Source organism: Rubritalea sp., assembly GCF_051252225.1.
Taxonomy (GTDB): domain Bacteria; phylum Verrucomicrobiota; class Verrucomicrobiia; order Verrucomicrobiales; family Akkermansiaceae; genus Rubritalea.
Genome location: NZ_JBPOGE010000004.1, coordinates 48974 through 73954 on the forward strand (window position 1 = coordinate 48974; position 24981 = coordinate 73954).

The 24981-nt window shown below is 49.4% G+C and carries 15 protein-coding genes; 2 read left to right on the forward strand and 13 right to left on the reverse strand.

Annotation, left to right across the window (positions count from 1 at the left end; translation table 11 throughout):
- Window positions 1-8: 8 nt before the first annotated feature.
- From ACSHX2_RS05615 to mnmA, 11 genes are all read right to left on the reverse strand, one after another.
- Window positions 9-974 carry a helix-turn-helix domain-containing protein gene (locus ACSHX2_RS05615; protein ID WP_435691422.1) on the reverse strand — a complete coding sequence of 322 codons (966 nt, stop codon included), beginning with the start codon at window positions 972-974 and terminating at the stop codon, window positions 9-11.
- An 82-nt stretch (window positions 975-1056) separates the two neighbouring features.
- Window positions 1057-1374 (reverse strand): hypothetical protein, encoded by a 318-nt coding sequence (locus tag ACSHX2_RS05620; RefSeq protein WP_435691424.1) that lies wholly within the window; start codon window positions 1372-1374, stop codon window positions 1057-1059.
- Window positions 1375-1489: 115 nt separating this feature from the next.
- Entirely contained in the window at window positions 1490-9445 is a 7956-nt protein-coding gene (locus ACSHX2_RS05625; RefSeq protein ID WP_435691426.1) for a PE family protein, read from the reverse strand.
- A gap of 479 nt (window positions 9446-9924) precedes the next feature.
- A complete protein-coding gene (gene rsgA, locus ACSHX2_RS05630; RefSeq protein ID WP_435691428.1) occupies window positions 9925-11031 on the reverse strand; it encodes a ribosome small subunit-dependent GTPase A in 1107 nt (368 codons plus the stop codon).
- Window positions 11032-11085: 54 nt separating this feature from the next.
- Complete coding sequence (locus ACSHX2_RS05635; RefSeq protein WP_435691430.1) at window positions 11086-12117, reverse strand: AMP-binding protein; 1032 nt, start codon at window positions 12115-12117, stop codon at window positions 11086-11088.
- A 59-nt stretch (window positions 12118-12176) separates the two neighbouring features.
- A complete protein-coding gene (locus ACSHX2_RS05640) occupies window positions 12177-13124 on the reverse strand; it encodes an enolase C-terminal domain-like protein (RefSeq protein WP_435691432.1) in 948 nt (315 codons plus the stop codon).
- Window positions 13125-13136: 12 nt separating this feature from the next.
- Window positions 13137-14018, reverse strand: a complete 882-nt coding sequence (gene menA, locus ACSHX2_RS05645) for a 1,4-dihydroxy-2-naphthoate octaprenyltransferase (protein ID WP_435691434.1) — start codon at window positions 14016-14018, stop codon at window positions 13137-13139.
- Window positions 14019-14048: 30 nt separating this feature from the next.
- Window positions 14049-14771, reverse strand: a complete 723-nt coding sequence (locus ACSHX2_RS05650; protein WP_435691436.1) for an alpha/beta fold hydrolase — start codon at window positions 14769-14771, stop codon at window positions 14049-14051.
- Window positions 14753-17293, reverse strand: a complete 2541-nt coding sequence (locus ACSHX2_RS05655; protein WP_435691438.1) for a CapA family protein — start codon at window positions 17291-17293, stop codon at window positions 14753-14755. Before ACSHX2_RS05655 ends, ACSHX2_RS05650 begins: the two co-directional genes overlap by 19 nt.
- Window positions 17265-18623 carry an NADase-type glycan-binding domain-containing protein gene (locus ACSHX2_RS05660; protein WP_435691440.1) on the reverse strand — a complete coding sequence of 453 codons (1359 nt, stop codon included), beginning with the start codon at window positions 18621-18623 and terminating at the stop codon, window positions 17265-17267. The genes ACSHX2_RS05655 and ACSHX2_RS05660 overlap by 29 nt, the downstream gene beginning before the upstream one ends.
- Window positions 18624-18725: 102 nt before the next feature.
- Window positions 18726-19805: a tRNA 2-thiouridine(34) synthase MnmA gene (gene mnmA / locus ACSHX2_RS05665; RefSeq protein ID WP_435691442.1), complete on the reverse strand. Its 1080-nt coding sequence runs from the start codon at window positions 19803-19805 to the stop codon at window positions 18726-18728.
- An 86-nt stretch (window positions 19806-19891) separates the two neighbouring features.
- Between mnmA and ACSHX2_RS05670 the strand changes: the two genes are divergently transcribed.
- Window positions 19892-20692, forward strand: coding sequence for a hypothetical protein (locus ACSHX2_RS05670; RefSeq protein ID WP_435691444.1), 801 nt, complete (start codon window positions 19892-19894; stop codon window positions 20690-20692).
- 219 nt (window positions 20693-20911) lie between these two features.
- Here ACSHX2_RS05670 and ACSHX2_RS05675 read toward each other — a convergent pair whose 3' ends face one another.
- Window positions 20912-21763 carry an MYG1 family protein gene (locus ACSHX2_RS05675; protein WP_435691446.1) on the reverse strand — a complete coding sequence of 284 codons (852 nt, stop codon included), beginning with the start codon at window positions 21761-21763 and terminating at the stop codon, window positions 20912-20914.
- 152 nt (window positions 21764-21915) lie between these two features.
- On the opposite strand from ACSHX2_RS05675, the gene ACSHX2_RS05680 reads away from it, so the two are divergent.
- On the forward strand, window positions 21916-22503 hold the full coding sequence (locus ACSHX2_RS05680) for an ACP phosphodiesterase (protein WP_435691448.1): 588 nt from the start codon (window positions 21916-21918) through the stop codon (window positions 22501-22503).
- Here the strand turns inward: ACSHX2_RS05680 and ACSHX2_RS05685 are convergent.
- Window positions 22500-24881: a serine/threonine-protein kinase gene (locus tag ACSHX2_RS05685; RefSeq protein ID WP_435691450.1), complete on the reverse strand. Its 2382-nt coding sequence runs from the start codon at window positions 24879-24881 to the stop codon at window positions 22500-22502. The genes ACSHX2_RS05680 and ACSHX2_RS05685 overlap by 4 nt on opposite strands.
- Window positions 24882-24981 lie beyond the last annotated feature (100 nt).

Below are 24981 nucleotides of genomic sequence, written 5' to 3' on the forward strand. Positions count from 1 at the left end.
ACGGAAACTTAGTCGAAGAGGTCAAGTTCGGGTGCGTTTTGGTAGTCGGGATAGAAAAGTCCAATAATCACAAACGGATTCTTCCCTCGGCCATGCCATTCTCTTGTCGTGCCTAGAAAAAGGTGAAGGTCCTTTTTCCCAAATTCGTCGAAATACTTTTCACGGACTTTGGAAATTGCTTCGGCCTCAGATTCCGAGGTCTTGAGCGCGTTCCGATAAAGGGCTCCGATTTCCCAGTCTTCGATCATCATCTTTGATTCCCGCCCTGAGTCATCTTCGAAGACGCAGGAAAATTTATAGGGCCGCTTATCGACGAGGCTGGTTAAAGTTTCGGGTTGGAACTCGTCAAACAACTGTTGTTGCTTCGATTCTTCGGTGATTTTGGCAATTTTATCGGAATCCCAATCCCGGTTTTCTTCTTCCTCGGCAACAAATTTGATGATCTTCGTTGGCTTGAAAGTAGCCAAGGAAAGACTGTTCTCCTTGTTGGCCTTATTGATGAGTTCTGTGAGATTGGTGTGGACAGTCGCACGATCAAGAACCCACTTTCGGCGATCCCGCCAGCAATCCTTGATGTTTAATTTCTCGTCATCGACATGTAGTGTGGTCAAATCAATCTTGTGACTTTCGGGACGTGGGTCCTTCCGGTTACGGATGACGTTGACTGTAATAAAACGATATTTCTCAAATTTTTTATACTTGCGTAAATCAGGGTCCAGGTCTGCAAGAAATGGCCAATCGCCCGTGAACTGTCCTATGGCATCATCTGAAGAGAAAACAGGGCGGATCGCTGATTGCAGCTCTTCAGAGGAGCAGCTCAATGCCTTCGCGAGTGCCTGAATCGTCGAAAAATGCGGTTGGGTCTGTCCATTTTCAATAGCACTGATAGTCGCTTGTCGGATCCCTGCCATCTCCGCAAGCTGAGCCTGCGAGAGGCCTGCTCGTAGTCGGAAACCTCGGAAATCTTCACGCACACAAAACTTATACGGTTTCGTTAACGTATATTTAAGAGCGTAGCTTTTGAGTGCGCCGAGTATCGCCGCTTTAGATCTAGGATCAAATGACTCCCCACTCTGAGTGAGTCTCTACCGGTAGAGGTTTGATCACATGCCGGAATTGCTGGAAGCCGCTCTGGCTGCGCCCTTCCGTATAAGCAAAGTAGGTGTTCGGATCTCGGCTATCATAAGCGATCTGCTGATCTGCTGATCTGCTGATCTGCTGATCTGCTTTACTCATCCATTTCGAGAACTCGCTTTCATCAAAATTCTCACCAGATGTCTCGGAGTAAACCTTCACATCTGACTGCTGCGCGACTGTGGAAGATGGCTTTTCACAAGATGATAAAATACAGAGAAGCACCATCGATGAGGTCATTTTTATTCTGTTAGTATATTTTATAATGTTTGCTCAATATTGGGGACAAAGAAAAAGGGTGCGGCAGACTTTGCTACCACACCCCTGAACCTAACTACTTATTTTCGTAAGAAGATTAGAAATCGTAAGAAGCTCCGAATCCAAATGCGTTGCTCGTGTCTTGGTCTAAGCCGAACTCAGCACGGTAATTCATATTGAAACCAAGCGCATCCGTTGCTTGCCAATTAGCTCCCAAACCGAGGCTCAGAATATCTTCGCTGAAGCCATTGGAGCGAACACTAAACGGAGTCGATCCTTCGACGAAACGTGCATCTACAGTTCTCTCAACATCAATGAAGTTATGAGAATAACCAATGCTTCCGTTAACAAATATGTTTTCATTAACCTTGTATTCCGCATGGAAGGCAATTTCAGCAAGTAACGCATCGTCATTCATCTGACCTATATCGAGAGGAAGTAAACCACCACTCTCGGTAAAACTATCTACTTCTGAACTAATATAATGAACTCCAAACGATGGTGTTAGACGTAGCCTCTCTGTGCTATGAATATCAGTTTGAGCTTCGGTATAAACATCCAAGGCATTGGCATCAACTCCGCTGAAGCTAGAAACTCCATTGAAGTCATTGCTACGTGTCCCATCATATTCATAACTTCCGTAAGTAAGACCTCCAGTAACAATCGTATTATTCTGAGCATTCACGAGGAAGGATGCAAATCCACCGAACAGCAGACCATCTACATCAGAGTTGATAAAGGTAGAATTAACATTACCAGAATCGACTCCGATAAATCCAGCAATAGTCAGATTATTAACGCGATGACGAATACCAGCGATTCCAGCATTACTGTCGAGATCGTAGTCTCCAGCAGATGATGAATCGGTTCCCGCATTGAAATGCGTGTATCCAGCGAAAATCGAGGTATCCTTAACAACTCGCGGCTGATAAGCTGGAATACTTTCTTTCGCATTGCCACCCTTCGCACTGTAATTCGTATACTGAATTGGTGCTTCCTTAGAGCTGATAGAAATCCCCGGCATATTCATTGCGAATCTGCTGTAGTTCCTAACTGTTTGCTGAGTGTAATCCGTCAGTCCTGCATAACCTTCAGGCGATATAGAATCAAGGAAGTCACCATTGCTTTCATCCGTTATGATCTCGATCGCAGCGGCACCGAATGAATCATTGGCATCGACTGTATTGCTACCATCAAGAACTTCATCCGAAATCGCTCCAGCGACAGCTCGTTGATTAGAGTCAAGTCCAGCGATAGCGTCTAAGCCTTCACCTTGATCTACACCAGTGCCGTAAACGATTCCGTTGAGACCATCAGTCGTTCCATTATCAAACAGCATTAAGCGCTCGAATTCTGAAATATCAAAGGCATCTACTTCTCCAGCAATACCACCTCCAGTTTCGATAGCATTGATCTGCTCGAGACGTTCTAGCCCTTCGTTATTTCTAACAAGACGTAGTGTTGTCCCTGTGAGATCAGCGGTTCCGCCAGTGATGAGTTTATCGTTCAAGATAGAATCATCTGTCCGATCAAGCTCAATCTCTAATTCACCACCGTTTTGCCCTGCATAGTTTCCTAGGACATTGAGCGTTCCGATGGAGTTTCCAGGCGTGACCAGTCCACCATCATTATAGAGATCTTCGCCGATCGTTCCATGGCCTGCGAGAGTTGCACCTTCGGCGACATAAGCACTTCCAGCGATAGATCCATCACTCAGCTCTGAATCACCGATGACAAGTTTACCTTCCCTCACAGCTGTGATACCTGTGTAGGTATTGGCTCCATTAAGAACGAGTGTTCCGTCTCCAAGCTTGGCAAGACCGCCGTCAGTATCTGACCCTGTGATCTCTTGATTAAGCGTGAATGTGTTAGAAGCATCGTCAATATCGATTCCACCGCCACCATCGAGGATGTTAAGATCCCGTTCAGTCGTGATGAAGGATGTTCCTGTGATTTGGAGGTTTCCTCCATCGAAGGTCACTCCACCTGCTAGGTCACCGAGGTTACCTTCTTCAGAAACTGATAGAGTTCCTTCTTCCAGCGTCCATGGTGTTAGTTCGTCTGTCGTGTTAATAAGCGTCCAGAGGCTAGCTCCTCGTTTCTCGAAGAATTCGAAACCTTGATACTGCGTTCCGATTTCAGAGGCATCGAAGGTCTGATCATCTGCTCCACCGAGAGCGAATGTATCGTTACCATCGAAGGAGATAGCATTTCCCTGAATGTCAGAATCAGCCCAGATTTCTAGGTCATTTCCTCCATTTGTAAACTCGACAGCATTTGATTGAGCCAGTCCATCGAAGGAAAGACCACCTGCGATAATACCGCCGTTGATGATCTTGGTATTACCAACACCAACTACTCCTACGCCACCGACTCCGCCTGTGCCAGCAAGACCTCCTGAGAGACCAACTGTTCCGACCGATCCAGAAGTTCCGTCAATTCCTGCAGCACCATTAGAAGCTGTAGCACCATCGGCACCTGAGGCGGCTGAGGCTGGATTTCCAGCAACTCCGTCAGCAGCACCCACGCCATCGTTTCCAGCATTACTATCAGCTCCAGCGGCACCTGCGTTACCAGCTAATCCGCTATCTCCAGCAGCACCTGTGGCTCCGGTTGACCCTTCGCTTCCTGCTAGGCCATCGTCAGCAGCAGCGCCTGCGCTACCCTCCGCGCCATTGTTCCCAACAGCCGTTGGGCTGACGCCTGCAGCACCCGTTGCACCTATCGCTCCACTAGCACCTTGAGCGCCTGCGGTTCCATCGGAAGCTTGATTACCATCTGCTCCCGCAGTGCCATCCACTCCAGCTTGTCCATCGACACCTGCGACTCCGTCAACAGATGTAGTTCCATCAATGCCTGTGGCACCTGTAGCTCCATCTGTTCCGTTGGCTGCTGCAACTCCATCTGTGCCCGCAGCACCATCTGCTCCTGCGGCACCAGCTGTGCCTGCACCGATCGCTGCAGCACCGCCTGATCCAGCAGTTCCACCAGCACCAGCTACACCACTAGCTCCAGCTTCACCTGCTTCACCAGGGGTTCCAGCGACTCCGGGATCAGCTCCTAGATCAGCTCCATCATTACCTGGAGTTCCAGGTGTTCCTGGGGTTCCAGGTGTGCCGAGGTTTCCTGCAGATCCAGTCTCGCCGTCGGCTCCAGCTAGACCATTAGCACCTGCTTCACCACCAGCTCCTCCTGTTCCTGCTGTTCCGGCTACGCCTGCAGATCCAGTTGTGCCTGCGACTCCACCAGCACCAGCTGTGCCTGCGGTTCCACCAGCAGCTCCTTGTCCACCAGCTCCTCCTGTTCCTGCTGTGCCTGCAGCTCCTGCTACTCCACCAGTTCCTGCTGTGCCTGCGGTTCCTGCGTCTCCGCCATTTCCACCTGTGCCAGCTGCACCGCCTGTGCCAGCTGCACCAGCAGCTCCACTAACGGCTCCAGTTCCTGCGGTGCCTGCTACACCAGCTGTGCCAGCAAGTCCACCTTGACCAGCTGCACCAGCATCTCCGCCAGCGCCACCTGCTCCGCCGTTTCCAGCTTCGCCTGCGGCACCTCCTCTGCCACCAGTAGCAGCTGCACCACCCGTGCCCGCTGTCCCTGCTATGCCTTCAGCTCCTGCTGTTCCGGATGCTCCTCCAGTTCCCGCTGCACCTGCTGTTCCTGCGGTGCCTTGTGCGCCCGCTTCTCCTGCAGCGCCTGCTTCTCCAGCGACACCTGCATTTCCGCCTGCGGCACCATTACCACCAAGAACAGTTCCTAAATTATGTAGTGTGGCTCCTTCAGCAAGGCTGACACCTACGCCGCCATTACCACCGTCGCCACCATCATTGCCGTTACCTCCGATTCCGCCATTGCCGCCGTTCCCGCCGTTTCCAGCGTTTCCTCCAGCTCCAGCATCACCAGCGTCACCGCCTAGTCCTGCATTACCGCCGTTTCCGCCAGCTCCAGCGTTTCCACCGTTACCGCCATTACTAGCAGCTCCGCCAGCTCCACCGTCAGCACCATTACCTCCGAGACCACCGAGTCCTCCGATTCCGCCAGTGCCTCCGATTCCACCGATTCCGCCGATTCCAGCCATGCCGCCGTCTCCAGCTGCACCACCGTCTCCGCCTATTCCACCGTTTCCAGCATTACCACCAGCTCCGCCGGCTCCGCCAACTCCGCCTAGACCGCCATCGCCGCCAGCACCTGAGTCACCTCCTGCACCGCCGTCAGCTCCGTTACCAGCGTCTCCACCAGTTCCGCCAACTCCAGCTAGACCAGCGTTTCCGCCATTTCCAGCTGCGCCACCTTCTCCGCCGTCGGCGCCAGCTCCAGCATCGCCGCCGTTTCCAGCTGCTCCGCCATCGGATCCAGCACCACCATTTCCGCCAACTCCAGCGAGTCCGCCGTTGCCACCAGTTCCGCCTTCGGCTCCAGCTCCGCCAGCTCCAGCATCACCGCCGTCGCCACCATCGCCTCCATCTGCGCCATCGGCAGCAAAAAGCCCGAAATCTATACCAGCTCCACCGTCGCCAGCATCACCGCCATTTCCGCCGTTTCCGCCAGTGCCAGCGTCTCCGCCAACACCACCGTCACCGCCGTTGCCAGCATTACCGCCAGCTCCACCAGTTCCGCCTATAGCTCCTAAGCCGCCGTCTCCACCATTGGAGCCGTTGCCGCCATTACCACCAGTGCCACCGGCCAGACCATTGCCGCCAGTTCCACCAGCACCTGCGTCGCCGCCGATTCCGCCAACTGATCCATTTGCGCCATTTCCGCCAACTCCACCGTTAGCTCCGTCTGCACCAATGCCACCAGCTCCACCAGTTCCACCGACGCCACCAGTAGCTCCTAAGCCACCGTCACCGCCAGTTCCACCGATACCACCAGCTCCGCCAGTTCCTCCGAGGCCGCCATCGCCGCCTACTCCACCTTCGCCGCCAACTCCAGCTATGCCGCCTGTGCCGCCAACTCCACCAGTGCCTCCAGAACCACCGAGGCCGCCAGCACCACCAGAAGCGCCATCACCTCCAGTTCCACCGTTGCCTCCATTGGCTCCGAGTCCACCGTCACCGCCTGTGCCACCGTCTTGACCGTCTCCACCGAGACCGCCATCGCCGCCAACTCCACCGGTTCCGCCAGTGCCTCCTAGGCCACCGTCTCCTCCGTCACCACCTACTTCTCCAGCACCACCTGCGATGGTAGCGCCTTCGGTATTATATAAATAAGAATTTTCGCCTACTGCGACGCCTACTCCGCCATCGCCACCAGCAGCACCTAAGCCACCGTTTCCAGCATTTCCTCCGTCACCGCCGATTCCGCCGTTACCAGCATTTCCGGCGATTCCACCGCTGCCGCCATTTCCTCCAGCAGCACCTGAGCCACCAAATCCACCAGCTCCTCCTGAGCCAGCATCACCTGCAGCTGCAGCCGCAGCACCAGCTCCACCAGCACTACCATTTCCGCCGATTCCACCGATTCCGCCTACGCCACCGATTCCACCAGTGCCGCCAATTCCACCGATTCCTCCGATACCGCCTGTGCCAGCATCACCACCGATGCCACCAATGCCGCCATCAGCAGCATTACCACCAGCTCCACCGGCTCCGCCTTCTGCTCCAGTAAGTCCATTACTACCAGCTCCGCCGTTGCCTCCGTTTTGACCAGCAACGCCATCGCCACCTGCATTACCTGCTAGGCCATTTTCGCCATCAGTTCCATTTTCGCCATCTTGACCTGCATCACCTACGCCACCAGCTTCGCCAGCTTCACCAGCATTACCGTTTTCGCCATCAGTGCCTGAAACGGTAGCGTCTGCTCCGTTACCTCCATTTTCAGCATCAGTGCCGTCAGTGCCAGCAATAGCTGCCGCACCTTCAAGTCCCTCAGCTCCGTCTCCACCATCAGTGCCATCTAGACCTGGGATCGCCCCAATTGCATTAGTGCCATCATCACCAGCTCCGCCGTTAGCGCCTGTGCCACCATTTCCGCCAACTCCTCCAGTAGTACCGTCGGTGCCATCGGCTCCATCAGTGCCATTTGCAGCGACTTCTGTAGAGTCTACACCATTGGCTGCTATTGCGCCATCTGTGCCAGTAGCTCCATTTAAACCTACATTCAATCCGTCCGCGCCATTTGCACCGTCGGTGCCATTGGCTACAGCGCCTACAGCTGCTCCATCGACACCGTTAGTGCCATCACTTCCAGCAACAGCGAGTCCACCATTTCCTCCAGCAGCACCAGTGCCGCCAGCTCCTCCGACGATTCCATTTCCTCCAGATCCGCCTGTGCCACCTTGGCCGCCAGCTCCTCCAGCTTGACCTTCGCCACCGGTTCCACCTGCGCCGCCAATGCCGCCTGCGCCTCCAGTTTGTCCAGTGCCGCCTTGACCACCGACGCCTCCGTCTGCGCCTGCACCACCATCGGCTCCTACGACGGAATTTCCGCCATTTCCACCGTCAGCACCAGCAATGCCGTCACTACCGTTTCCGCCATTTCCAGCAATGCCTCCATCGCCACCATCTTGACCGTCCTGACCTGCGCCGCCGGTTCCACCCGTGCTACCTTGAGCACCCGTGCCACCTGCACCGCCGGCACCACCTGTGCCACCTGTAATACTTCCATTATTCGTGGCTACAGAATTATTTCCTACAACCATACCAGCTCCGCCAGTAGCACCTGCTGCACCATCGGCTCCATCTACGCCATCTGTTCCTGCAGCACCTGCACCGCCATTGACTCCAGCTAGTCCGTCCGCTCCATCAGTTGCGTTCGTTCCAGCAAGACCATTATTGCCATTGGCTCCAATATCGCCATTGCCTCCATTCGTTGCGGCTGTTCCTGCTATACCTGCTGTACCAGCGGATAATGCATTAGAACCTACGCCTCCTATACCGCCTTCAGCTCCGGTATCACCTTGAACTCCTTGACTACCTGTCTCACCATCATTTCCAGCGAGACCATCTGTTCCGATATCTCCGGCAAGGCCAGCCGTGCCATCACCACCGGCTTGACCAGCTTGGCCAGCTTGTGCATTGGCGCTTCCAGCCGTTCCGTCCGTTCCACTCTCACCAGCAGCTACTCCGTCAGTACCGTTAGCTCCTGCTGTTCCGTTAGTTCCATCAGCTGATACAGCCGTTGCATCAGTTCCGTCCGTTCCAGTTGCACCTTGTGCACCAGCTGCTGCGGCAACTTGAGCAGCTCCATCGTTTCCTTCAGCTCCATCGTCTCCTGTTGCAGCAACACCTACTGTATCAGTTCCTGAATCCCCTGCTGTTCCAGCCGTGCCATCAGCACCTGCTAGACCAGTAGTAGCATCAGCACCGTCAGCGCCTGCTGTCGCTGAAACTGTAGAATCTGCACCATTGTCTCCGTCTTCACCAATTCCTCCATTAGCTGCCTGATCAAGTGCTGCAGAGCTTGCTCCAGTAGCTCCTGTTTCGCCCTGGGCGCCATCGGCACCAGCTCCTCCTGTCCCACCTTGACCACCTGTAATATTCTCGTTGTTCACATACCCGCCATCGACTACTCCATCCACAACACTTCCTAGATCATTACCTACAACCACGCCGACTCCACCTTCACCACCAACAGCGCCACCATTGACACCTGTTCCTCCAGCGCCACCGGCACCACCTGTGGAATCTCCGTTAGATGTGAGTTTAGGATCAGTATTATTTGAGTCATTGATGATAAGCCCCGCACCACCTTTGCCTCCAATACCAGCTAGAGCACTGCTACCTGCCAACAGATTATTGCCACCATTACCACCCTTGCCACCAGTTAATTTCTGTGAAAACGGGAGAGCAAAATTAGAATTGATAATGGCTCCTGCGCCGCCTGCACCTCCTGTGCCGGCATAAAGCTCTGAGAGAAGAGTGACATCACCTCCGTTACCCCCGTCTGCACCTTGATAGAATAATGCACCGCCAAGTGTGCCCGTGTCGATTCCGTTAGAACCATCGACGCCCTCAGTAGCGGCACCAACATATCCTGAGGTAGCAGCTCCTACAGATGCAGCAATTATAGCGGAAAGAGCTTTCGAATTTTTACTAGTATTTTTTTTGGAGTTCATAAATTTAATTAGTTAATCGTTTGATCAATTATGAAAGCCAACTGGGTGACGAATAAGGTAACCTGCTTAACAAACATAACGAAACAAAGACGGTCTCATTATCAAATCCGTGTTTTTTCTAATACCGTTACAAACTTTATGAAAAAAATATCAAATGCTATCAAACGCCCTGAAAATCAAATTTTTTAACTTCAGGCCACCTCCGGCAACTAGCGTTGGTGGTGGTGGAAAGAATTCCAGGCTAGGCGTGATAAGTGAGCGGATTTTCATCCGTGAATGAAGAATAACCAAGCCTTGCGTAGAAAGGATTTCTAGTCCGAAGGGGGCCTATCGTAAACAACGAGCTATGCTCGCAAATCTAAAGAATAAATAGCGCACACAGCGACAGCGGGAGGAGCCCAGAAGATACTCACGCTCAATAAATCACTATTACTAGCGACTGGGCACCTACATTCCCCCATCACAAAGTGTGATGCGAATCAATACCTCTCAGGCTTTTGTCTTCTGTCGTGATCAATACGATCAGCATGATTGCGCGCCTTCACTTTGTGGTCTCGCTTGGCACGTCTATCCACATTCATCTTCCGCTTTTCACAGCGCTTTTTAAGCTCTGCAATCTCATCCTCGAGCTTCAAATAGCTCTCGTAGCGTTCAACTGGAAGTTCACCAGACTCTACTGCGGCATGAATGGCACAGCCCTTATCTGTACCGTGCTTACAATCATGAAACTTACACTGTGCAGCGATCTCATCTACATCAGTAAAACTCTCTCTTAATGTGGCCTCATCCGTCCACATCTGAACTTCTCGAATTCCTGGGTTATCAATCAAGATACCGCCTTCATTTAGCACCAAAAGCTCGCGCGCAGTAGTCGTATGACGCCCCTTGCCCGTGAGCTCGTTGACCTCATTCGTCCACTGCCACTCATCGCCTAAAAGCTGGTTCACTAGAGTCGATTTACCAACGCCTGAAGAACCCACTATGGTGATACTAACACCTGGAGCCAAATACTGCTTCAGTACTTCTAAGCCCTCGTTCTTCGCTGCACTCGTGATGTAAACATCCGCTTGCTCCTTCAGAGCTTCAATTTCCTCTTTGGCTGATTGGTTAAGATCATCAGGGAAGAGATCACTCTTATTCACCAGCACCACGGCTTTAGCCTTACTACGCTCAATAAGCATAAAATATCGTTCCATCCGTCGTGGATTGAAGTCAGATCCAGCATCCGTTACTACCACCACAACAGAAACATTTGCTGCCATCACTTGTTCCTCACTACTCTTGCCAGGTAGCTTTCTTGAAAAACAAGTTTGGCGAGAAAGTCTTGCTCGAATCACCGTATCTTCATCATCACCACCTAAATCGAGAGCGACCCAGTCACCTACGGCAGGGAGCTCAGCATCTGACTCAGCATCATGGTAGACCTTACCACTCATGATTACCTCTAGCTCTTCGGCTCCTTCTAATAAGGCTCCATAGCTGATTTTATTATCTCGAATCAAGCGCGCAGGAACCCACCCTTTTTTTATAAAAGGCTTAAATTCGGCAGCAAAGGCTTCGTTCCATCCGAGATCTTCTAAGGTCATGTCCAAACAACCTATGCAGGAAATCTCATTTTTTCTATAGCTTTTAAGCGGAAACTAAAGCCCAAGAACCTCACGCACAATTCCACGGCGTATCTTTCCAAGACTAGTCCTAGGAAATACCTGCAAGAACAAAGCATTCTGCAAACGCTCAATGCCACTAAATCCAGGGAGTTCGACGTCCCCTTCACTCTCAATCACTGGGACTAAAAGCACTCCTCTGCGTTCGTCTGGAACGGTAAGAATGACACAATCTCGACCAACTTCCTCTCTCAGCCGTTCTTCTAGACGACCAATATCTACAAGCTCTCCCAAGACCTTCACTAAAGAATCATTGCGACCTAACATGGATAGCCGTCCATCACTAATCGATACGCGATCCTGCGTCGTAAACCAGCCGTCATGCTTGGGATCTATTACTCGGAAACCTTCTTCTCCCTCTTCCAGATAAAAACTCAGACCTGCGTCTCCACGCCATTCCAACAACCCGTCCTGATTCACCCTCGTTTCCCAAATGGGTAGCACATTCAAGCCTCCCTCAAAATTGTCTCCGGTTGCAATCTGTGAACCAGCCTCAGTCATGCCATAACTGCGCAATACTGGCCAGCCAAGAGCTAGTGCGTCCCTATAGACAGAATCCTCCAGCTTCCCTCCACCAACCACCACGGCTTTGACACTATGCGGAGCAATACAGCGTGATCTCACCAGATCCACCACCTGAGTTGGCACCAAGGAAATATACTCAGATCCATGTTCGTAAACGAAACGTGAGAACGCCACTGCACCCCACTTCTCATGAAAAACCTGACAGTGACCACCAGTCAAAAATGAGCGCGTAAGCACTCCAAATCCTCCGACGTGAAAAATCGGTAAATTTAAGACCCACTTCGCTCCAGTCTCAATTCCTAGATGCGCATTAATACCTCTAGCAGAAGCTAACAATGCATCTTTAGATAGGGCGACCCACTTAGATTGCCCCGTTGATCCAGAAGTCTGGAAAAATACCTGTCTCTCAAATAATGGATTTTCTTGTTCCCTCAGCCACTGCTCCAGGCGTTGACCTTCACCACTAGAAAACGTATTGTGCATTACACAGTGATTAGACTGATGCCAAAAAGCTGGCTCGAGATATGGACAATGACATTGCATCAAATCAACCTCTCCCAATCTAATTGTTCAATAAGCGTATCAAAGCCCAAGCCCGTTCCCTCAGCCGGACTCCACTCTGGGCACGGCTTACCCAGTGCTTCAGTAAATGCATCTGGCTCAAACAAGCCATGTGTCATAAGCCCACAGTGAGCGTCAATCAGGTCACCATACTGAGCAGAAATCTTCCCCGCCACATACGCTGCATAAGATTGCCCAATCGGGTGGTCCATATACGAGGTGAAGACAACTCGCATGCTCTGTTCTATAGCACGTTGGCAGACCAGCTCCACCTTATCGCCCGCAGGCTTAACCACGGCATATTTGTAGGGACCAGCACATTGAGAGACTTCACGATCCACAGCCAGTGCTATAGAAACATCATCTATCGACTCACCCTCAGAGCATGGGTCTTCTAGAAAATCAATCGACTTTACCAGCCCCTCAGAAAAATGATTCACAAATCCATCTAACTCAGATCGATCGAGACACTGATTGAAATCCAGCCTCCAACGCAAATCCGGATAGCGCAGATGCGCTGCATCTAGCCACTCGGCCTCTCTCTGCAGATTTCGTCCAGCCTTCAACTTCATCACTCGAAAGCCAGCTTCTACAGCAGCTTCAATCTGCGATTCTCCATCGACCAAAGTAGCATGGCTATCAGGCGCTTTCACACCGTCAAACAAAGCCACTCCGCTCTGTCGAGCTTCACCGTCAAGACGAACACACTCCATTGCATTTTGGATTAATGCAGGACGATAGTCACCATCACGCAGGCTTTCTATCAATGATTCTAAGGACGGATCCCCAAGCTCAGTCCACGGATGCACACAGCCAATACCATCTCCTTTACGGATCAAAACCCCTTTATACTCGCTTCTCTCTGAGCGGCTATTTAGCACACTCCTGCTCTGCAAAGTATAGCGGTGTATGTAGAGAGGTTTAGCCATTTTTAACGAGTGTTAGATAACACAAGCCAACGTGATAAAGACAGCAAAAAGCAATAGCTGAACTCCAGAAAGAGCCAGAAACTTATTATACTTCGCACTCGGCGCTTCATGCTTAATCGCTCTCCAGATCACTATCCCTAAGGGCATGTAAATTAGTGATCCAGCCGCAAGATTGGGATACCCCATGACAAACCAAAGCAAAGACAACGCAAATGGCCCTACGAGCTCCCATAGAATCACCCGCTTCGCCCAGCGCTCCCCGAGCTTCACCGCCAAAGTATTCTTACTATTCCCCGCATCCTCCTCGCAGTCTCTTAAATTATTAATGGAAATGAGAACAGCACTGAGTAGGCCTACTTGCAGGCCTAAAAGAAGCCCCTCTTCTGGCCAACTCCCTAGCTGTACGAAAATGGTCCCCATCACTGCGATCACCCCAAAAAATAGAATCACGAAAAGCTCACCCAATCCTCTATATGCCAGAGGCACTGGACCACCTGTGTATCCGTAGCAAAGGTAGAGCGATGGCAAACCAATCGCGACCATTGTCCAACCCCGAGCTTCAAACAAAAACCAGCCGAATACGCCAGCTATCAACAAGCAAGTCAGAGCAGCTCCATACACCTGCCCGCGAGTCAGTAAACCACTGGCTGTCGCACGCACTGGCCCTAGTCTCTTTTCAGTATCAGCGCCTTTGTCATTATCGATGGCGTCATTAAAAAAGTTGGTAGCTATCTGGATCCACACAGCTCCCATCAGAGTGCATATGGCAAGCCAGATATCAAACTGCCCTTCTAGCTTCCAAGCAAGTACACAACCTAACCACACAGGCACAATAGCTGCAGGTAGAGTTTTCGGTCGCGCTGCTAGAATGCAGGATTTCAGCGTGCTGTTCATGGTAGTCTCTTAAAACTTAGATTCAGCTTATTAGACAGATTTTTTATTCAGAAATTTACTCACGAGACCGCTAAAAACCTCCGGCTGCTCCCACGGCACACGGTGACCACAGTCATCAACTATTTCTAACTGAATCAAATCATTCATTTGCACGGCCACTCTAGCAACTGCCAGAAACTTCTCATCTCGAGCACCCACGATCCAAAGCACAGGACATGTGATTTCCTTTAATCTCGGCAAAAGATCCTGTTGCAGCCCGACTGTCCAGTCCATGAACGATCGCGCAACCGACTCACGTTGTGGCTTGAGTTTTCTACGGTCAGCCATCTCAGCACCTTCCAATACCCCTTGGCTATTCCACTCTCCTAAAAATGTATCCCAGTCCCACTTCAGCGCTTTCGCCGCCCATGCCGCATCATGTGATTGCCGCGGGATCCGCTCACTTTCAGCTAAGCCAGTATGTGCTGAAACAATAATAGCTTTCTGCCATTTATCTGGAGCATCTAACAATGCATGTAGCGCTAATCTCCCGCCCATCGAATACCCTAAAAGCACAGCCTCCTTCGCATGCACTTCCTTATTAAAGGCTGCGCCAAACTCACCAATAGGCATCGGACAACACGCCAGAAACTTCCACAGATCTACCCGCGCGACACTTAGCCCATCAGCCTTCATTACCTGAGCAAAGTCCTTCCAATCAGCCGCCATCCCCACTGCCCCATGCAGCGCATAGATCATTTGTTTTTTATCCATTGCATCTCAAAATAATTATTTTCACCATACCACTTAACTTGAAGAGCGGCATAGTCATTGAATCCTTTAGGACCTTTACTGGGGAAGTACATGTTTCCTAATGAGTAAACAATTGGAACTCCACGATAATACTCAATTTTTTGACGGATATGAGTGTGTGAGCCTATGACAGCATCGGCGCCTACCCTCACTAACCACTTTGCTATCATTTTTTGCTCGTCCGAAACTTTAGTGGTATATTCATTCCCCCAATGAGGCATGACGATGACAGAATCACAATCCTCTCTCAACTCCCGGATTTCGTTCTCTATCCGCTCCCTATCCATTGAGTACTGCAGCACACGCGTCTCAGCATTATACAAGCTAGGTAAGACCGCATCGAATGCCACAATACCTACACGATGATTACCGATTTTTAAAATTGTATCTTCCGAATCTACTCCTATGGCGACCATTCCTCTCTCGATCACATGTTCAAGTGTTAACGTAAGCCCCTCACTTCCTGCGTCATAAACATGATTATTAGCTATAACCACCCCATCAATTCCTGCCTCCATTAGGTAATCTAGATTCTGAGGAGGAGCCACAAAGCAAAATCCCCCTTCGCCACGAACCTCTTCATTGATTGCACATTCTAAATTAATGACAGCCAAGTCAGCTGCATTTATTACCTCTCTTAGAGTCTTTGAAAATATCTGAGCAGACGCGCCGTCGAGATTAACATCGCCCCCAAAACAAAGTGTCAGTGGGTCATTTTCTAGGTCGGGGGTCAAAACTGCGTAGCTCCGGTACTTACTTATCAAGTTAGATAGTGGCAGGATCTCTGGAAATCCTCCCAAATGATGGACTACTAGATCTTCAGGTTCTAACACGTATTTATCACCATTATCTTGCCATAGTGCTGCAACGTGTTCCCCAAAATCTAAAACTAAACCATCCTCTAGATTTTGTTCATCGAACACGATCCGACTTGAGTTATCACAGTCAGCAGCAAGCACACTAAGCTGCTGTCTCAATTGTTTAGGGTTTCCCCACTCATAACGTAGTCCAACCTGCCTAAATCCATAGATCAGAAAGTTTGCACAATCATTCCCAAGTAACGCCTCTCCACCACGCTCACCTTTGTGAGTGATTGAACCAATTCCAAAAATATACGGACTACCGAACTGCTCACTGAGAGCACCCAAAAATCCATTTCTGCTTGATACGCGGAGTTCAATCACCTCTGAAATCCTTAGCGCATCATTTGAAGTCACCTCAGCCTGCAGCCGTATAACTCCAGATGAATGTGGCACAGGTAAATATTCCCCCCACGTGTCGGCAGACAGTACGAGGTCAGTTGTTTCTGTGATCAACTTGCGCTTTTCAGACACAAAACTGGTGACCCGTGATGAAGTGAAACTCTTCCCTAGAGAGACTTTTGGTAAAACATCATAAGCTGAAGAATCTGGTTCCAGTAACCACCACTTGATAGACGTCACCTCGCCATCATATTGTAACCAAATGTCGCTCACATCCTGGATTCGTGTCCTCCACACGCCATCTATACACTGATCTAGTCCATTTAGATGAACCTTGATTTGAGAAAATTGATCCATCCATTGGTCGATAAGTTCCCGCCAGCGACCAGACTCAGATTCTACAGTGACTCTATCTGTATTTTGTAACAAGAGGTCGGATAAAACGGGCGAGCACTCTTCTATATTAAAGCGAGGAATGGTCACCCCACGCTTTAAAAACTCCTTCGCTTTCAACGATCGGTCACGTCGATCAAATCTATAAGGTTCATATTGAATCTCCGTATTCCCTAAAGAAAAACACTTCTGAAAGACAGCGACCATAAATCTATCCGCCTGTTCGTCACTGCGCAACCATGGACGCGATAAAGCAAAGCTCAGAGCCTCTAACTTTGGTTGCTTAATTATCCACTGCCAATGTGAATCAAAGTCAGATTCATCAACACTATCTTGGGCATAAATGTCCATATCTACGCTCACTAACAGGCGTTGGTCTATGGATAAGCTCTGCACCTGAGAGAAGTTTTTCACCACAAATTCTGGACCCAATCGGCCACAGTCTCTTTCATCCACCTGTAACTTCCAGTCGAGATGCTTCCTCGATTCTTGCTCTATCTCTGCAATTTCATTGGAGCTAAACCCATCCCCTGGTATCCAAATCACCCTTGAGATCGGTCTCGGCATCAATGACTCTATCCAGTTATACGGTTGAATCCTCCCACTATCTCTCAAACTCTGGGTGACGGAGAGCCTCTCTGCAGCTGAACGCACATTCCTTAATGCAGCTCTAACTCTATCGCTCCCATCAACAGCGGACGCGTCAGAATGAGCATCGAACAGTACAAGCGTATAGCTCTCATCTAAATCTAAGCGATTTGCGAAGAACTCGAAGCTCCCTGCGTGACTATCTTCGATGTAGATGGGAAGGTTACTAGCGATACAGATTCTGCATAATACCAGCAGCACGGTAATGACCCTAACGAGAGCCATATTGCTTCGGTTCATTGGTAAGCCTCTTCAGTAGTTCAATACCAGATAAGCAGGTGTCTTGATATTTCTCACCCTTGTAAACTGAATCAATCTGAATCTTTATCGTTTCCACATTTCCTGCGAAACCACCCAAACTAACAAGTTGCTCAAATGGATGATCAAACAATAGCCCATTTATTTCATTAGTACCATTGATCGTTAACCTCACAGACTTCACTCGATTATTGTTTGTGAAACTTTGCCCCGCCTCTTCAAAGCTTTTTATATAACCATTATTTACCAACAAATGCGTTACTTCAGATGGCTTATCTAAAGTAATCGTAATGGACTCTCCTACACCATCCCCTTCTACTCCTTCACTCCATGTATCATGTCCTTCTTCGTAGAAACTGGGGTTAATATTTAGCACCCCATAATTAAACCCCGCTTCAGATTTGAGTTCAGAACTAGCTTCTGCACTGTATTCCCAATGTGCCAAATAGAATCTACCACCCATCCGGTAGTACCTTTTATCCGTATTTTCAGATACTTCATCACTATAACCCACTGGAAATGATCCGATTGATTCTCTTGCTATGACCTCAATATCATCATTCAAGCTTGGTTCGAGGTTTGAGAACCTCCACACCAAAGTATTGCCCTCCTTCTTAAATCTATTCGTTGGTTTGAGAACACATATATGACTTGGGTCTACACCTGCATTATGGATAGTGACTCTCCCCTCTTTTATAGAACCATTCCAGACACCTCCACTCGATAGTCGGTACTTAAAATTCCACGGACCATCTGTGGAATCTTCACTCACAGAGTGACCTTCACAATCGTAATCAGAATCGTACGATATCTCCATCACCACAGACTCATTGGCTTTGAGTCGCATTTTACTTACCATCCACCCCTTTATGCCTTTTAAAACATCATCGCCTTCGAATGCTTTCACCTCCCCCTTCGCATACGGCTCATACACATACTTAGAAGCTAATTCTTTGCCCCTTAAGGATACTTTATAATTCTTAGTATACGAACTAACCCTTTCCTCTTCCTTCGGCTTATCACCCAACGGCAATGGAACCGACCAGTGATTGTCGACTTCTTCCACCGGAAAACCAAACTTCACGGACGCACTCTGATCAGAAATATTTTTGAGCAGATACCGCACCTGAACAGTCGCATGATTAGGTAACAGATGAATGTCTAACTTCTCATCAATAATCTGAACATTCTCTACTCCCTCAGCAGAAAACGGAGAAATCCCACCCGTAAATTTAATCCCATAATGGTATCCGCCACCATTTCCGAATACACCTACACACAGAAGAGCATAACAAATTACCAGCAATCGCATGCACCATGATCTAGCAGATTAAAGAAGCTACTTCCATCAAATTGCACTAGGTAAACTGCCCTATCTTACAGAGCTCGTAACAGACTAGTATAACCGCCAAATCTACTCAACCGACTCGAACACTCCACCGCCGAGCAAGACACCATTTTCGTAAAAGGCGCAGATCTGGCCAGGAGTGAGCGCTCGTTGTGGTCGAATGAATTCGACATCGAGCTTTCCGTCTTCGCGTGGTGTCACCCAAACTGGCTCACCCTTCGCACGATAGCGTGGTTGTGCTTCGATCTTACGTCGTACTGTCACTGGCTTATTCACCCAGGACACAGTACCGACCACTGATTTGCTCGCATAGAGCCCAGGTGTGTCAGCTTCGTTGTAACCAACGATCAGTTCATTCCTTTTGAGCTCTTTACCTACCACCACATAAGCAACACCGTCACGTGGCGATGCCACACCGTGCCCTTTGCGTTGTCCGAGAGTATAGAGGTGGAGTCCTTTGTGACGACCTAGACGCTTGCCTTCCGTATCTACAATATTGCCAGGACGATCTGGCACATAATGGCGTAAGAAATCGCTCATCTTCACATTACCAATGAAACAAATCCCCTGACTGTCCTTTTTCTGGGCAGTCGGCAGTTCGAAACGTTCTGCTACTTCCCGCACTTCAGGTTTCTGCATTTCTCCACAAGGGAAAAGCGCGTACTTTGCCTGATGCTGCTCCATCAGAGCGAGGAAATACGATTGGTCTTTATTCGTGTCCGAGCCACGTAAAATATCAGTCGAGCCATCGGCACGGTCGCGTCTGCGCGCGTAGTGACCAGTCGCCACGAACTCAAACCCTTGGGCGAGCGCGTAGTCGAGAAACACGCCAAACTTCATCTCGCGGTTACAGTACACATCCGGGTTTGGAGTGATTCCACTGCGATATCCTTCTAGTAAATAATCGACGATTCGATCCTGGTATTGGTCAATCAGATCCACCACACGAAACTCGATCCCGAGCTTCTTCGCCACAGCGTGCGCGTCATCCACATCATTCTCCCAAGGGCAATCCCCGGGAACATTGTCAGTGTTGATCCAGTTTTTCATGTAAGCGCCCACAACTTCATGCCCCTGCTCAATCATAAGAGCAGCAGCCACGCTTGAGTCGACGCCACCAGAGAGGCCTACCAAAATCTTCGCCATGACGACCAGTAGAACACATCACCCAATCTTGCAACACGCGCTTAATTAAACTTGAAAGTTATCTCCAGCGAGCCCATCAAACGCATATGTCCAAGCCAAATACTGAAGCCACTGGAAAGCCCACACCCATCGCTGGCTGCATCATTTTCATCGTGATTATAGGCATGGTCATCTTCCTTGCGGGCATAGCCTTCTATTCCTATCGTGAAAATAAAGCGGCGATCATCAGTATCTCTGAACTAGAGAAAAAGACGCCAGCACTCGCCTCCACAGAGGACAACTCCGCCGTCACAGCACTCGATAAAAAGGTCGACACATTTAGTGATGCTGTAAGATCTGGTCAGCGTGCTGAGGTCAGCTTCACCGTAGATGAGATGAACTTAGCCATCGCTCACTATCCGAAACTTAAGGCTTTTCGTGACACCCTCAGCGTCATAGAGATCACTGACAAGACGATCATCTCAGACATCTGCTTCACCGTGAGAGCTGGTTTTGATGGGCTTCGCTATGTGAATGCCACCATGACTGTCGAACCTATGATTGCCATGGGTTCCGTATTTCCCATTGTTTCTAAAATCACTCCTGACAATGGAAATCCAGTACCTCAGAAGTATACCAAAGAACTCCCAACCTTCTTATTTTCTGAATACCGAAAAGATCCAGATCTAGCTGAAGTCTATAATAAGCTCAGTAAAGTGAGTCTTAAAAATGGTGAAATCACTATTCTCAGTGACCCCGCGATACCAATCGAAGGTGAAATACCTGAGGATCTCGAAAGTGAAACAGAAAGAGCCTTCGCACTCTTCGGCCTATTGATCTTCATGCTGGTAACAACTGTCATCTTCCTACTTTGGGTCAGAAAAAGGAAACAAAACGCAGCTAAATAAGCTCTGCTAAAGCTGCTCTTGAGTTGGCTTTCAGCCCTTCCCCTGCAAAAAGGGCATTTGAAGTTTTACACCTGTAAAACCCGACGCACTTCAGCAACGCTGAAATGCATACCAGCCTACCGTGAGGCGTGACGCGCAAACGGGTAGGTCACCACAGAACACGTATCCGCTGGCTGAAAGCCAGCATCAATCGTGCTATCTGTCGGTTAGGAAAAGCCTCTAGCCTACCCAAGCCATTTTCAACAGCTGCTTGAGTCGGTCCAAGTCCGTAGCTGATGTCTTGATAATGAAGCCCGCCTTGTGGGCGAAATGCACATCCTCTTCATTGTCACAACGTGTGAAATCGAAACGTAAATCATCGTTGAAACGCGTAAGACCATAGCCAGTGCCACGGCGATCTGGGTAAACCATCGCCACACAATCAGGCTCTTTGCTATCGATATAGCGCCCCATACCCGCAGATGGCTCACTCGTCATAGGATCCGTGCGCGGCATAAATAGCACCTTGAAAACACCATCGATGTCCCATACTTCACTCTGACGGTCTATCTCCTGCATGCGTTCGCGCATGCCCTTCAAAAAGGTCACCATGTCCTCGCCGATCATTCTCATTACCTCATAAACTGGCTGCCCAGCTTCATGACGCTCAGATTTCGAAAATCGGCGGAGAAGCGTAATATCTACCGGCGAATTCAGCTTAGACATTGCCGAACGCTCTATTCCTAACCACGCAGCCGTTTTCACAGCTCCACGGGTGTCGAGCCACTCAGAAGTCTCTAACCAATCACAATACAAGCGAGCATCCTCGTACAAACCAAGATACATCAACACTAGGCTCAGTGCACATGTCGGCTCGTAATCTGCAGGAAACTGATGGTGGTCAAAATTCATCTTCTGCACATCGTGTTCACCGCCCACATCCAAGACAGCAACCGCAGGATTGGCCACTTCCGCGGCAGTCGGTTCCTTACGAACCACTGGCACGCCGTAGGTATAAATCATCAAACAACTCGCCAAAAAGTCATCTTTGTGAGCACCGCCTGGATGAGTAATAATCTGATTAATCTGCATGGCGGCAGCATCCCTTCAATTAAAAGAATGTCAACCACGCGGCCCACTCTCTTTAGCCACTATCCCAACTTGCCGACCAGCCTCTCCTCGGTAACTTCTCATTATCTCATATAAACTCTCATCGCCTTTGACTAGGCTCCTGTATTTATAAAATGAACTACCTTGCCCACATTGCACTTGCTGATCACACAGACGCCTCACGTATTGGCAATTTCCTAGGCGACTTCGCCAAGGGGACTCGCAAGTCACTCCTTCAAAACTGGCCATCAGAGCTCGTAGAAGGTTTCATCATGCACCGCTCCATTGACTCCTTCACCGACAGCCACCCTACTTTTCAAGAGGCTAAACAATTGATCGCTCCCAGCCGACGCCGACTCGCTGGGATTGCTATCGACATCTTCTACGATCACTTCCTAAGCACCCACTGGCACAGATATTATCAGTGTGAGCGCACTCTCTTTATCGACCAATTCTACCAATGTCTCGAGCGACACCCTGACTGGTGGATCGGTGATTTCGCTTCTGCTTACCCATACCTCAAAAGCGAGAACTGGCTGGGCTGTTATGTGAAACCAGAAGGGATACAGCTCACACTTCAGCGCATCTCGAGACGCAACAGAAAATGGATTCTCCCCATAGCTGAGTGCTACGAAGATTTTGAGAATCATTATGATTCCTTTGAGCGCCTATTTCTCGAGCTATACCCTGACCTCATCGAACACGCAGAGGCACAGACTTAGTCTTCTTTCCTTTTTTCTTCCTCTAACACACCAACACTGAGTTCCCAGTTTTCAGCAAACTCAGGATCCATCTCGAACACAATATTAGCGAGAAGCTGAGCATTCTCCTCAAGACCAGTAAGATAAGCATAACAAGCCAGCTGTTTACGGCGCTCAATGCGTAACTCTTCCGGCACACTGGCATCAGGAAGGACTTTGTGAAGCTCCCACATAGAATGAGGTAACAGCGCTGCCCATGCCAAAACCTTTTCAGGTTTACCTTCTGCACTGACTATCAAGCCATCAGATTTAGCACCGAGTATTTTATCATACTGCTTCTCACCAGATTTGTTAAGTACGACAAACTCTCCACTTTTATCTGCAAAGAGCTTGAATGTAGTCATATAGAGTTCTCCAGCTTGCTCACTAAAAAATAGCATTGCAGCCCCCCATTTTTTCTCTTTTTCATTAGGTGGATCAGCTTTTTGAAGATCTCTGGTGACTCCCCTAAACCAATAATTAGACGCAGAATTAATGACCTTACTTTTCGTCTCCTTCCAAGCCGTTTGAGCCTCTTCTTTAGCTAATTTTTTTTCAGTCGAATGTAATTTCTTCTCCGATAACAGCTTTGACTTATGCTCTTCGGCCTGACGTTTCCACTGAGTAATGTTAAATACCGCACGGCCTTTCGTATTGAGTAAGGTCTCAGCATCTGCGAGCTCCGCTATCAATCCATTAGCCTGCTCAACATTAAGATCTTTAAGCGCCTCTGGGTAATGCTCTAAAGCTTCGTAATCCGCCAAGTAGCCCTTCACTACCCTAAGGTAACCACTCCCATTAGTAGCTATAACCGACTGAAATAACTGACGCGCCAAATCCCACCGGCCTTGTTCCCATTCCTTTAGACCCGCTGAAAAACGGATAGAAGTTTCTAGGCTCGGAGATAGATTTTCAGGTATTATCACAGGCTCAAAATCGCCTAGATTTTCTAACACAGCCACAAAGCTCTGTTCGCTGTCTTTTTCACTACTCAGTTTATCACGTACTTGATCTAATGCCGACCTAGCCGACTCAGTATCAGCATTTAACCAAGCCGAAGAAGCTGACTGCAAACCAGCCCAAAACACGGTTTCAGTAGGCACCTCAGGAGTGAGCGCTATCTTTAAATAACGCAGATGAGCCTCTTGGTATTCCCTTTGCTTAAATAGATTCTGCGCGACCTTCAGCTCTGTGGCGATAAATACTCTAAGTGCCTGCTCGTTCTCAGATGCGTCTTCCTCCTGCACAGTCACTGGCTTAACGACGGGCTCAGAATCAGTCGGAGGGGACTGCGAGAAATACCCTACAGCTAGTGCCAAAGCCATAGCTCCGCCAGCTACAGGAACTACTGGAAACTTGCTTCGACCGTTACGGCGCGAACTCTCACTCTTTCGCTTATTCAGAGGTTCTGGAATCGTGCCTGTACGATAAAATGCATCGAGCTGTTTCAAAGCGTCGAGCAGCTCATCATAACTTTGAAATCGTTCACTCGCCTCGAAAGCCATTGCTTTATCAATGACAGCGCACATGTGTGGGCTTACTCCCTCAGTTTTACTAGAAAGCTTTGGAACCGTTGCTTTTATTTTGAGTAACTCACTTGTTGAAGTTGTGTCCGTCGTAAATGGCGGTTCTCCCGAGAGAGCATGATACAAACTCGCGGCAAGCGCATAGACGTCACTGCGTAAATCCTCTTCCTGTAACTTCAGTGTCTCAGGCGGCACATAATACGGAGTCGCCCAGATCTCTTCAGCCAGAGCTTTCCCACCCGAAGTCACTAGAGCCAAACCAAAGTCTACGATCTTAGCCCTCCCACTAGAATCAATAAGGATATTACCAGGCTTCATGTCGCGGTGAATCAGTCCGGCTTGGTGCGCAGACTTGAGCCCCTCTACTACCTCTATCGCTAAACGAGCTACCATCTCTTCGGCTAGCTTCCCCGTCATAGCAATTCGCTGTTCTAGTGACTCACCATCCACCAGCTCCATCGCGATAAAATACCGCCCGTATGCCTGCCCCACAGTAAACACACGCACCACATTCGGATGAGAAATAGCGGCGGTGATCTTCGCCTCTTTCTCAAATTCCTCAATCCGCTTTGCATCAGAAGAGTACGATTCATTGAGCAGCTTAATTGCCACCTTGCGCCCAAGTGTTTTATCCACAGCCTTGAATACGAGGCTCATCCCGCCCACTCCTTGCTTCGCAACTATCTCATAACTACCCACATCCGTCTTCACGTGGACATTATTATGGCACTCAGGGCACTGGACTTCTGAGAATGGTGCGAAGCTCGTCACATTCATCGGATTCCCACATTCTCGGCAATTCTCGATTTCTTGATTTAGCTCGCTTCCATCCATGAGGCGGGAGCCTATGGAAATTAAAAGCAGCTGACACTGAAAAACTTTAGAAATACAAAATTTTTTCTCGCTAACGAGCCCAAGCCGCAAAACCATGCCA

What these genes read in the sequence shown, in the direction of transcription:
- ACSHX2_RS05620 (WP_435691424.1), bottom strand. Translation starts at nt 1,374, where the DNA reads ATGACCTCATCGATGGTGCTTCTCTGTATTTTATCATCTTGTGAAAAG.
- ACSHX2_RS05625 (WP_435691426.1), bottom strand. Translation starts at nt 9,445, where the DNA reads ATGAACTCCAAAAAAAATACTAGTAAAAATTCGAAAGCTCTTTCCGCT.
- rsgA (WP_435691428.1), bottom strand. Translation starts at nt 11,031, where the DNA reads ATGACCTTAGAAGATCTCGGATGGAACGAAGCCTTTGCTGCCGAATTT.
- ACSHX2_RS05635 (WP_435691430.1), bottom strand. Translation starts at nt 12,117, where the DNA reads ATGCACAATACGTTTTCTAGTGGTGAAGGTCAACGCCTGGAGCAGTGG.
- ACSHX2_RS05640 (WP_435691432.1), bottom strand. Translation starts at nt 13,124, where the DNA reads ATGGCTAAACCTCTCTACATACACCGCTATACTTTGCAGAGCAGGAGT.
- menA (WP_435691434.1), bottom strand. Translation starts at nt 14,018, where the DNA reads ATGAACAGCACGCTGAAATCCTGCATTCTAGCAGCGCGACCGAAAACT.
- ACSHX2_RS05650 (WP_435691436.1), bottom strand. Translation starts at nt 14,771, where the DNA reads ATGGATAAAAAACAAATGATCTATGCGCTGCATGGGGCAGTGGGGATG.
- ACSHX2_RS05655 (WP_435691438.1), bottom strand. Translation starts at nt 17,293, where the DNA reads ATGAACCGAAGCAATATGGCTCTCGTTAGGGTCATTACCGTGCTGCTG.
- ACSHX2_RS05660 (WP_435691440.1), bottom strand. Translation starts at nt 18,623, where the DNA reads ATGCGATTGCTGGTAATTTGTTATGCTCTTCTGTGTGTAGGTGTATTC.
- mnmA (WP_435691442.1), bottom strand. Translation starts at nt 19,805, where the DNA reads ATGGCGAAGATTTTGGTAGGCCTCTCTGGTGGCGTCGACTCAAGCGTG.
- ACSHX2_RS05670 (WP_435691444.1), top strand. Translation starts at nt 19,892, where the DNA reads ATGTCCAAGCCAAATACTGAAGCCACTGGAAAGCCCACACCCATCGCT.
- ACSHX2_RS05675 (WP_435691446.1), bottom strand. Translation starts at nt 21,763, where the DNA reads ATGCAGATTAATCAGATTATTACTCATCCAGGCGGTGCTCACAAAGAT.
- ACSHX2_RS05680 (WP_435691448.1), top strand. Translation starts at nt 21,916, where the DNA reads ATGAACTACCTTGCCCACATTGCACTTGCTGATCACACAGACGCCTCA.
- ACSHX2_RS05685 (WP_435691450.1), bottom strand. Translation starts at nt 24,881, where the DNA reads ATGGATGGAAGCGAGCTAAATCAAGAAATCGAGAATTGCCGAGAATGT.